The 11,245-nt window shown below is 44.4% G+C and carries 8 protein-coding genes; 4 read left to right on the top strand and 4 right to left on the bottom strand.

What is annotated here, in order from left to right; all coding sequences use genetic code 11:
- Positions 1-12: 12 nt before the first annotated feature.
- The 3 genes from LZF95_RS20980 to LZF95_RS20970 all read left to right on the top strand — a co-directional run bounded on the left by LZF95_RS20980 (position 13) and on the right by LZF95_RS20970 (position 2,701).
- Entirely contained in the window at positions 13-156 is a 144-nt protein-coding gene (locus LZF95_RS20980) for a hypothetical protein (RefSeq protein WP_233757146.1), read from the top strand.
- 761 nt (positions 157-917) lie between these two features.
- Complete coding sequence (locus tag LZF95_RS20975; protein ID WP_233757144.1) at positions 918-1,349, top strand: MauE/DoxX family redox-associated membrane protein; 432 nt, start codon at positions 918-920, stop codon at positions 1,347-1,349.
- A 1,100-nt stretch (positions 1,350-2,449) separates the two neighbouring features.
- On the top strand, positions 2,450-2,701 hold the full coding sequence (locus tag LZF95_RS20970) for a hypothetical protein (RefSeq protein WP_233757142.1): 252 nt from the start codon (positions 2,450-2,452) through the stop codon (positions 2,699-2,701).
- A gap of 58 nt (positions 2,702-2,759) precedes the next feature.
- Here the strand turns inward: LZF95_RS20970 and LZF95_RS20965 are convergent, their stop codons facing one another.
- The 3 genes from LZF95_RS20965 to LZF95_RS20955 form a co-directional block, all read right to left on the bottom strand.
- Positions 2,760-4,112 carry a RagB/SusD family nutrient uptake outer membrane protein gene (locus tag LZF95_RS20965; protein ID WP_233757140.1) on the bottom strand — a complete coding sequence of 451 codons (1,353 nt, stop codon included), beginning with the start codon at positions 4,110-4,112 and terminating at the stop codon, positions 2,760-2,762.
- Positions 4,113-4,271: 159 nt separating this feature from the next.
- Positions 4,272-7,487: a SusC/RagA family TonB-linked outer membrane protein gene (locus LZF95_RS20960; RefSeq protein WP_233757138.1), complete on the bottom strand. Its 3,216-nt coding sequence runs from the start codon at positions 7,485-7,487 to the stop codon at positions 4,272-4,274.
- Positions 7,484-9,286, bottom strand: coding sequence for a thioredoxin family protein (locus tag LZF95_RS20955; protein WP_233757137.1), 1,803 nt, complete (start codon positions 9,284-9,286; stop codon positions 7,484-7,486). The genes LZF95_RS20960 and LZF95_RS20955 overlap by 4 nt, the downstream gene beginning before the upstream one ends.
- A 599-nt stretch (positions 9,287-9,885) precedes the next feature.
- Here LZF95_RS20955 and LZF95_RS20950 point away from each other — a divergent pair.
- Complete coding sequence (locus LZF95_RS20950) at positions 9,886-10,368, top strand: helix-turn-helix transcriptional regulator (protein WP_233757135.1); 483 nt, start codon at positions 9,886-9,888, stop codon at positions 10,366-10,368.
- Here the strand turns inward: LZF95_RS20950 and LZF95_RS20945 are convergent.
- On the bottom strand, positions 10,361-11,236 hold the full coding sequence (locus LZF95_RS20945; RefSeq protein WP_233757133.1) for a HEPN domain-containing protein: 876 nt from the start codon (positions 11,234-11,236) through the stop codon (positions 10,361-10,363). The genes LZF95_RS20950 and LZF95_RS20945 overlap by 8 nt on opposite strands.
- Between the last annotated feature and the right edge of the window lie 9 nt (positions 11,237-11,245).

The raw sequence follows: 11,245 nt of genomic DNA, 5'->3' as shown, positions 1-11,245 counted from the left end.
AAATTATACGTTATGATCAACAAACAATCATTGGATGAATGTCAAAAGGCACTCTTATCCATCAGGAAAATCAGTTATCAGAAAAAAAGCAACAACAAAGGAAAGGCTACAAGAAGCTTCTTCAGGGAGTGCCGTACTACCATTACCCGTGCTTAATCGGAGCATCCGAACTGATATGTTTTAGAAGGACTTCTGCTGAAGTCAACAGCTGTACCGGTATATTTTAAGATAATAAACATCAAAAAATCCCCGGTTCTAAAAGACCTGCCACGGGGCAGGTTTTTTTATACACTACCAACAGTGCGCTATAGTACTGACAGTTGCACACTAAAATTGCTGGCTACTTTTAAGGAAACAGATGGAAAATCCCTGTGCAGTAGCATGGGAAGAAAGAATTCCTCAGCCACTATCTGTCTATACAGCTCGATTCCGACAGACTCAGCAACATACTTCAGACAGATCCACCTTACCATTCCCATGAAGTTCCACCTTTACAAGGAATGATTAGTCCGAAAAAGTAATCAAACTTTAAATCAAACTAAGATAATCACTATAATTTACTGCACAATATTTTTTCTTCAAATTCTGAATCGTATAACAGTTCAATTGACTAATCTTTAATCAGTTATGGCGGTCATTCATAGAAAATGATCCGGATTCAGACGCCATCCTGCCAAAAATAGTAACTCATACCATACGTTGCATCAGCTCAAAAAGAACGTGTGGGTGTAAGTTTCACCTAAAAGCCCGCCATGTTCGCCAGATCCTTGCTATTGGATTCTATTTCTCCAGACATTTATTACAGCATAAAAACCAAAAACTACCTTCACTGACAACTGATTTACAGCTTGTTAAAGAAAATAGAAAGAAATACACACATAAAAGCCACACGAATATCATGGACAATACCGACAATAATGGACAACCTATCAAAATTACCCCCTGCACTATTAATCCTCTTGTGGATTTATACCGGCATGGACAAACTCCTTCGGTTTGGGGCAAGCAGGAATGCTTTTCGTAATCAAACCTTTCCAGCTGAGCTAGCGGAAGTATTGGCTTATGCAGTGCCACTAACAGAGTTGCTGGTCGCCGGGCTCCTGCTCTTTTCGGTGACGCGCTGGTGGGGATACCTAGGCAGCACCTTACTGCTGACCGTATTTATTACTTATGTGGGACTGATCTGGGTAGGAGCATTTCCCAGGGTACCGTGCAACTGTGCGGGGATATTGGAGAGTCTGGGCTGGGCGCCGCATTTTTGGTTGAATCTGGGGTTTATTGGGGTGGCGGTGTGGGGATTGGTGGTAAATGAGCACAGAGGAAATATGAAGAGCACGGAGATCTTATAGGATAAAAAAGTTAAGGGTTAAAAGTTAAGGGTTAAAAGTTAAAGGTTAAAAGTTAAAGGTTAAGCTGGACAGGTGATGAAAATTTGGATTGATTGATCTTCAGAACCCTGTGGAAACGGAGCAATGCCGTAGGCATGGCAGATGTTGTAACTTGTCCGCCGTGGCGGAGCACCGGGTTTTAACCCGGCGTAAAAAAGACCAAAAGGCCATTGCCCCTCGGACATGGGACATAGTGATAAGACAAAGGCTTGTCCCGAGGAGGTCTGCAGCGTTTGTGAATTATCGGATTGGAAATCCTAGGATAACATCACAACGATTATCGGAAGTCGAGCAACAAATACATGTTGAATTGGAAAGTTTACCTATCAACTAAAAGCAGTCGGGAGACTGCATTATCCACCGCACAAGTCAGGAGACTTGCGCGAGCTGGTTTGAAGAACTAGTCCGCCGTGGCGGATTGAAAAATTAGGAGAACCCCAACGGGGTGACTTGTAATAGCCTAGGGTGGAGACCTGAGGAACGAAGGGTGTAACCCTAGGTCAAAAAAGATAATAAGGCCATTGCCTCGGACATGAAGTATGGTGGCAGTACGTAAGCCTGTCCCGAGGAGGTCTGCAGCGTTTGTGAATTATCGGATTGGAAATCCTACGGTTTGGGATCGGGATTACAAATCCCGATCAGCATAAAAAAACAGGGAACTCTGAAAAGTCCCCTGCTTAGGTGATCACAGGGCAATCAAGCAACTCTCACACTATAAGATAGTTATAAGAATCCAATATACCAAGAACTAAAAAAAGGGCAGGGCTGCTGAAGGCCCCAACCCAGAAAAATAGCATTTTCATGGGATATAAATCTTCCCATTAGCAAGATCAGTGCACCGCTCCTTTCTAAGACTGGGAGTAGAAAGGCCAGTCCACACTCGGCGGTGCGGGGAGCGGGACCGACTCCCAGACCGGGGCTACCCGGACGGTTCACCCGCTGGACCGGAGTCCTTGGGCGGATTCCTCAAGAAGGATAAAGTCCTCGGAAGGGACTCCGGATCAGTGGATTAAATATAATTTATGTTTAACTGGGAGGCAACTCCCAAAAACCACTCAATTATGAAATCACTAAAAAACCTGCTCCCCGCACTGGGATTAGTGTTCGGAGCAACACTGGCCATGGCCATGAATTTCGCAAACCCACTTCCAGCCGAACAATATGCCCGTGACCCAGATGATCCTATGGAATTCATCAATGTCACAGAACTTACATTGGGGGTGGATTATACCTGCTCAGATGACGGAGAGTGTCTCTACGATGCTCCAAATGGGACAGTAATTGAATCAGGTACTTTTGCCTGGAAACCTTAAAAGGAGGGAGGAGAAATCCTCCCTTTTATTAACTAACTCTGTATTAACCACTTATATATTAGCCACTTCTGTCATTGTTTGGAATAGGATTGAGGTTCACTTCGCTGTCAGGAATAGGATATACATACTTTTTGCTTCCTGGAGTCAGGATGTATTGTTGTTGTTCAACCGTCCTTTTAATTGTTCTGGCATACGTGCTTTCCATATTCAATCTCCTCAAATCAATCCAGTTTACTCCTCGGTAGATCAGGCTTTTCCTTTTTTCATTCAATACTTCACCCAGCACATCATCCGGCATATTTTCAGAATATGGAACATAGGTACCGTCAATATACCTGGTGACCAGAATTTGATCCAAGACTTCCAAAGCACTTGAATTTTCACCTGAGCGTGCCAGGCATTCAGCCTTTATAAAGTAAACCTCATCCAAAGCCAATCCACCAAACCTGGAAAAATCACCCGTATATTGACCCTTAAAGGATACGCCCCCATTACTTCTTTTATTCCCAAATAGATTTTTCCTTAAGTCATTTACAGCATACGAACCGTAAATATCAGGATGGATCCAAACATTGACATTTCCATCACTGAGATAACTATGGGAAAGCACTGAGCTGTGGAAGATTACTTCAGCATTATAGGTAGCAAAGGGATAGGTCTTAAGGGAGTCCAGTTTACCGTATTCCAACAGCTCATGGTCTGGGGAACCCAAAACATAGTCTGCTGCCAGTTCTGCCTTCTCATATTCTCCCATAGTCAGATAAACCCGTGCCTGTAAAGCTTTTGCTGCAATTTTTGACGGCCGGCTCTTAATGGAATAATAAGCAGGAAGCATTTCAAACGCATCCTCCAAGTCAGTGAGTATTTGACTATAGTATGTCGCCATATCCACTCGTGGTGCCTTTTCCTGCATATCTGGATTAAGACGGAGGGGAATTGCCAGGTCAAGCCCAGCTGTCTGGGAATTGTACGGTGCAGCAAACAGCTGGACCAGCATAAAATGGGCATGGGCTCTATGAAAAAGCGCCTCTCCGAACAACTCATTGGTTTGCTGCCCGGGACCAATTTGACCAATGACTACGTTGGCCACAAAAATCTGCCTGTACATACGTGCCCAATCTGCCGAAGTGGTCCCTTCAAACACTTCTTCGGCAAAAATGTAGGCGTTCTGTTCAGAAGTGGTGGACAGGCCTGCCCATCCAGCATCCGAGATAAGCAAGTCATCCGAACCCAACAGCCCAAAAGCCGGAACCACATTCATGTCAGAAGTATTGTCCAGCATTGCCCGTAAATCCTCCAATGTGGTGGGTACAAGAATTTTCTTATTCGGTCTTTCATCCAGGAATCCCTCACAGGCGAAAGATAGGGTGATCAATACGATCAGCCAGGTATTTTTTATAGGTGTTTTCATTTTTATCCAATTTTGTTGATATGCTCAGCATAAAATTCATTGATGTTGGGTACTTCAGTCAATTCAACCGGAAGTTTCCCCTACCAGAAATAAATAAGGTCCCCGGAAAGTGTAAGAAACTTCCATACTGCCTGTAAAGGGAGTTTCCCGGGAACCCCGTCAGAAGGTTCCCCTGATTCCAAAAGCAACTGAGCGCAATGGTCTCATTGTCCTGAAGTCCGGATCCAAGGGATCGTCAGATGCCTTCCAGAGTATGGCCAGGTTATTCAGGTAGCTGTATATTTCCAGATTGGAAAAGACCTTGCCCTTGGATGAACCGGGGAATTTATAGGAGAAGCTGATATCCTGTAATCGGATGTGGTCTCCCTTTTCCACCAAAGCTTCTGAATAGAGATATAGGTAATCCCTGACACTGTTCCTCACATCAGGAAGTGAGGGTACACTGGTCCCTAATTCATCCCCAGGATTTTGCCATCTTTTGCTATAATCCGAATGCCCCGGTGTTCCGGTAAGCAGGGAACTATACCGTACAGATTCCCTTCGATAGTAATATCCAAATTTGTAAGATAGCGTAAAGGAAAGGCTGAATCCACCGTAACTGAAGGTGTTTCTTACAGACCCGAATACAGTGGGCTTAGCTGAACCGTGGTAGACCAGATCATCTGTTGTTGAACTTCTATAGATGGACAGGAAGTCATCCGAGGGATTTCCATCGAGGTAACCCATTGGATTGCCTGTGTCCGGATCCAATCCGGCCCACTTATAACTGAATATTGGAAAGAGAGGGTAGCCCTCTACGGGGGAAAAGACTCCGCTGCCTCCACCTCCATCAATAAGAATATTTATCGGTGTCGACTCCAATAGATACTTACTGACCACCTCCTTGTTTGTGCTGAACAGCCACTGGGTACTCCATGTCACAGCGCTTTGGAGGTTAATGGTATTCAATAGCAAATCAACGCCATGACTTCTTGTATTGGCCGCATTTCCCCGAAACTTGTCCAATCCACTGGAAACAGGCAAAGGGGTATCAGAGATCAAGTCCAGTCCCTGTTTCCAATAAAATTCCAGACTGGCTCCTATCCTACCGGATTTACTTTCCACATCCAGTCCCGTATTGATGATCTTGATTCGTTCCCATCTCAAATTGGGATAGGGAGGATTTAAGATTCGGGCATAGGGAAGTCCGGGATTGGCAGAAGAACCTGAGGAAGTCAGGAATATGGCGGTGGTTTCCCCCGTAAGCGTCCTGTCGATATTACCGTTATATCCAAATGAGGATCTCAATTTAACATAAGGCAATGCATCCCATATATAAAAGCCCATCTGACTTAGCGTCCATCCAAGACCTACCGACCCCAAAGGAACGCCACGCTGGTTGGATTTCACGCCAAAAAGGTTGGACTGGTCCCGTCTCAGACTTGAAGTAAAGTCCAATAAGTTATTGTAAGAATAACCTACATTGAAATAATAGGACAGAAACCTGTCACTCAAATCCGAAAGTCCGTCACCGGAAGAAATGGTACTAGACCTTCCTGGATTGTGGAAATACGGAAAGCGAGTTTGGTAATCTATCAAACCAGATGCAGCAAGTTCAGGCAGGTAACCGTAATATCGGTGAGAGGAGGAATTTGTCTGCATCTTTTTGGCTTCAAAGCCAGCCAACATATTCAGCTCATGACGCCCCCAGACAGCGGAATAACGGAGCATAGTCCGGAACTGCTGGCTCTCAGCCCGGGTATTCGATTCATCCAGGATATCCCCTTTAGGGATCGCATAGGACAACTCTCCCTCCCCATCCTGCTGGGTAAATGAGTTGATCAGGTTCCGGGTATAATAGCTTGCCTGGGAGTACTGTTGCTTTTGATAATTCGTTCTGTTCCAGTACTGATAGGACAACTCAGCGGTTAATCCTTTGGCGATCTGCCCACTCATGCCCGATGTCAATCTGATCTCCTGGGCAGTGCCGGTTTCCGGGGAAAGCCCTATTTCGTTCAGCGGATTATATTCCCAGTTCAACAGTCCCAAATCTTCCGCCTGCTGCACATAGGAAGCCCGGTAATCCCTTACCAAGGACAGCGGGTTTCCCTGATCATCAGATAAACGTGCATAAGGATAGGTATCGATAAGGCCGGTGAAGACAACCGAGCCTGGACCTTCATTGTTTTTTTGGCTTCTGTTCTGGACAAGGTTTATCAGGTTTGTGAATTTCACCCTGTCCTTGAGGAAATTTATCTCATGGTTTGCACGGACTGTGACCCTGCTATCCTTGTTTTCCCTCAGGTCAAGTGAACTGTTGTCAAATCCCATTGAAAGTCCGAAAAGCTGGCTTCCAGTTCCCCCTGATAGCTGAAGTGCATACTGCTGAAACACAGCAGGCTTATAATAATAGCTGTTAAAGTCATCCCTGATGTCATGGGCTGCCAGTGCCGCCAACTGTCTTTCTCCTTCCTGTTCGGGTATTGTTCCCTGCTCCATACCGTACAGGATTTCCACTCCCGGTGTGATCGGTGATTTAGCCGCGGATGAAATTGCGGAACTGTAATAATTCCTGCTATAAAGCAGGCGCTCCACCTCAATGTATTCAGCGGATGTCATCCTTTGCTGGTAGTATGGATCCGGTTTTTCGCGGATGTTTACATTTGCATTGAAGGATACCTGTAGAGGCTGGCCGTATCCCCCTTTTTTGGTGGTGACCACGATGACCCCATTGCCTGCCCTGGCTCCCCATATGGAAGCTGCCGCGGCATCTTTCAGCACAGTCACTGATTCAATGTCATTGGGGTTTATATTCTCCAATGGCCCGTCGTATGGAAAATTGTCCAGTATCACCAAAGGTTGCGTATCGGCATACAGGGTACTCCTGCCTCGGATGCTTATCTTGTCCGCCTGTCCTCCTGTAGTGTTGAATACAAGTCCTGAAGTCACATTCTCCAACCTGGAAATAAAATCAGGGCTTACACTCCTGTTAAACAGCTCATTGTCCACCTGGGAAAATGAACCTGTCGCGCGCTCTGCGGGCAGTTCCTGATACCCCGTGGACAAGACTTCCACCCCCTCCAGGCTCAGCAGTTCAGGCGTAAGAAAAATTACCAAGGGAGCGGAGCTAGGCACTTCCACAGAAATTGTTTTGGCAACAAAGCCAATAAAGCCAACCTGGAACATATACGTTCCCATTTCCAACTCCATACTGAAGGAGCCGTCTTCTTTTGTGATAAGAAGTATATCGGTGTCTTTCACCCGTACGGTGGCTCCTGCCAGGGGTTCGTTTTCCCCTTCGATCATAATTGTGCCGTTCACCGGGAACAGCTCCTGGGCATGGCTGTAACCCAATGCCAAGACTAGGCAACAGCAGAGTAGTAGTATTTTTTTCATTCTATGGTTTGTTTGTTGTGTAGTTCAGATTCAGAAACAGACAGGGAGGATTTCTCCAGGTATCCCTGTATCAGCGGGATCAGTTCATCTCCGCTGAAAGGCACATTGGAAACCATTAGTATCCTGCCTTCTCCATCAAGAATAATTCTGTTCGGGAATGTTCTGATGCCATACTCCCTCAGGAATGGATGTTTTCTGTTTCCCTCTCCTGTATATAAATTGGTGAATCCAGGCAGGGTGTATTTATTCGACTGCAGGCTTTTCTCCCATACCTCCCGGGTAAAATCTGCAGACACGGTGATCACCTTAAGCCTGGGATCCTCCCCGAACTTTTCCTGTATCTGCGTAAGTGTATTTTCTTTGAATGCCACACAGGCCTTGCAACCGGTAATCCAGAACTCAACAAAAAACAGTTCGGCGTCCAGTTCTTCCAGAGACACCGGATCCCCTTGCCTGGAAAGAAATTCAAATCCGCTCACCGGTGACCCGGTACTTTTGAGTTTGGCAAGTGCAGTAAGCAGATCATGGGCATCTCCCCCATTCACTGTACCCAGTGCATCCAGTAGGGAGGCATCCACATTCTCGATGGATTCATACGCCTTATAGAACTTCCTGACCAGTGCTTTTTCCCTCAGCCAGTCAGGTGTGATGGACTGGATAATATCCAGATCAGGTTTACCGGACAACCGGCTGGCTAGCCGTGTCTTCAGGTCGGTATATTCCATCAGCTCAGCAGAGAAAGCAAACAGCCAATTCTCCACTTCCTGTTCAGCCAACTGAAGTCGCTCCTTCCCTAGGGTGGTCAAAGAGGCTATCATCGAACTGTCCCCACGGATTTCCGCAAACTTCAAAGCGTTGTTGATTTTGCCCAGATGCTTTCTCCACTCATCCAATTGCCCCTCTCTTTTAAAGAAGGCCAGGTAATCTCCGTCTAGGCGGTCTTCCCAAGTCTCAATGAAAGCGGCCTTAACAGCAAGCACCCCTCCTTTGGCGTAGGGATCAAAACTTCTTATTCTGGTCAGTTCCTCCGCTCCTCTGGTGATAAATGTCATTTTGGGTCCTGCACCCAACATCACCTCTCGGTAATCTTTGCCATGCACCGGATCATTCATGATTTTCTCTACCCCATCGGTAACCATGACACGGTCCCTGTCCAAATAATATTCCCGCTCCAGCAACTGCAATCCATATTGAAACTTGAATTTATCTGCCTGGGGACCGGCAAACATCACCTGTGTTTTTTCCAGATCAATATAGACCTGGACAGAATCACCCGGCTGTATCAGCATCCTGTCCAGGATATATCCAGAGCCTTTGAGTTTCAGGGAAAGCCAGTGATTCCCCTCCATGTCCAATAGATTGTATTGGAAGATTTTATCCTTGGGATAAGCCCCTTCCATCAGTTTCCCCGGCGCCAGCGGCATGGTGACAAAACTGGATTCGGGTGCATTGGCCGAATTGAAATAGTAATCCTGATAAACCTCCAGAAAAACTACGTCCCTGTCAGAATATTCGGACACCATCCCCCAGACCACAGCGGACCCAAGCGTATCAAAAGCAGAAGGACTTTCGCCCTCCTGCCCATGGATTCCGGAGTAATCAACCAAACTACCATCCTCCGGCAGAGTATCGGGACGGGTCTCCCCGCCCCGATGAAGGTCTCCTTGTTCAGGGGAGACTTGGGGCACAGACCTATGAAGAAAATCCGCCCCTATGGGCGACACATCAACCTGTGCCTTTAATTCACTTCCGTACAGGAATAGCGATGCCAGGAAGCATGTGAATAGATGTTTTTTCATGCCAGTAAATGCCTTCGAAGCCTTGAGAAAAGAACATACTTACGCCACAGCGCATAGTTCTTCCAGCAAGTCCCAAAGGGCTTTTTAAAATGATATAAGAAATAGGTAATGTGATGGGCTACCGGATGTCCTTATCGCGAGTCGGACTATCTTCCATCGTGAGTTTCGTCACTCCCTGATCTGAATGGATAGCCCGCCACGGCGGGGCAATCAAGGAGAAAAAGTGTCCCGATATTTAAATCGGATTCTTGGGTTTCCTTCTGAATAGTAATTCAAAAGAGCTTACTGATGTAAGCAAATCTATTACTTGAAGATGGTCCAAGCATTCGCCACAGCACCCGAAACGGGTACCTCTAGGACTTGATTTATCGAGGGCAGGACTCCAGCCTGTACTGAGGCCTGAGATGCCGGTTGAGACTAAAGGAGTCCCAACCCTCAATTTCATCAAATGATCAAATACTTGAAAATCTTCCATTGTCTCTAACGCTGTTGTTCTCAGGCATCAGTAAAGAGACTCAGTATGAATCAAATATAATAGATAATCTCAATATACAAAAATCGATATAATAAAAATAGCTATTCCACCTCATATTTCTGAAGTGAAACGATATAGAGATTTTGAGAAAAAATTTGGAGAAAAGGCTAAAGAACTTAGATTAGAAAGAGGACTTACGCAAGAAGGATTAGCTCATTTAGCAAAAGTAACTCAAGCTCAGATTTCAAGACTTGAATCAGGAGTAGGTGGCACAACCTTAACTACTATTATAAACGTTTCAGTAGCGCTGGGATATTACCCTAAATTCTTATTTGATGTACAGGTTGAACTCCCATTAAACCAAAACTTTAAAGATCAACTTCAAAGGAAACCTGTAGTACCCATACTGATAAAACTTGTAGAAGAAGGGAAACTACACGCCCCAAAAAAAGTAAGTGAAATCTTAGATCTTGTTAGTAAGGAATTAGGAGTCGAAATTAAAAGCAGTTCTACTTCAAGAGCATTAGGAGAACTTGTGAAAAATGGAGTTATTTCAAAAAAGCCTGCCGCTAAAGGTCGAGTGTATTTGTACTATAAGATTAACTGATCTTAGTTTCACATACTTCCTTGACTATTTTTCCCATCCTTTCAATTTTGTCAATCAAAAAATTAAGTTCTGATTCAGACACTTGAAACTCCTCTTTATACCTAGCATCTATATAACTGCTTTTCAATAGGTTAAATAAATAATATTCTTTCGGATTTTCAGGAAGTGGTGAAAATAAAAGATACAATTCTTTCGAATAGACCTTTACGTATTCTCTGAGCTTAGAAAGGTTATGTGTTTTGGGCTTATAATTTCCAAACACCAATAATACACAGCTAAAAAATCGTTCTGCTGCCTGATGAAGGAGAAAAGCTATATCCTTTAATTCCTCCTTTTCAGAAATGGAAACACTCATACCTACTTTGGCATATTTCAAAATTCTTAATCCGCCTTTATACCATTTTTTATACTTTTCTAATGCCAAGGCTCTTATTTGTTCCTCAGTTAACAGCTTAGGTTTCGAAAATTGATGAAGGGTAGAATCAAAAAGAAGAATTCCATCATTCAAAATTTCCACAAAGAAATATTGCCCCAGCTCGAGGCCTTCATTTACACTACCAAAATCCTGAACATGTGGGTTAATAGGGATTTTATGCTTCCAACTGTTTACAATTTTGTCTTGATAGAAATATTCATTTACTAAACCAAGAGGTCTATTTGTAACCACTAAAAAATCATAATCGCTCAAATATTCATAAAGAATCCCATTTTCAAAATATCTGTCTTCCACCCATTTACCCTTTGCATAACTACCAAATAAAAAAATCTTTTCAACCTCTGGAACTTTTTCAATAATTAGATCCCGTGCTTCAAAAATTTGCTGTCTTTTACCTTCCGGTAGAAATGTAAGTTTCCCTTTACTATCCATATCCTAAAA

It is taken from the genome of Algoriphagus sp. AGSA1 (genome assembly GCF_021390545.1).
In the GTDB taxonomy this organism is placed as follows: domain Bacteria; phylum Bacteroidota; class Bacteroidia; order Cytophagales; family Cyclobacteriaceae; genus Algoriphagus.
This window is presented reverse-complemented; position numbering and strand designations above follow the sequence as displayed.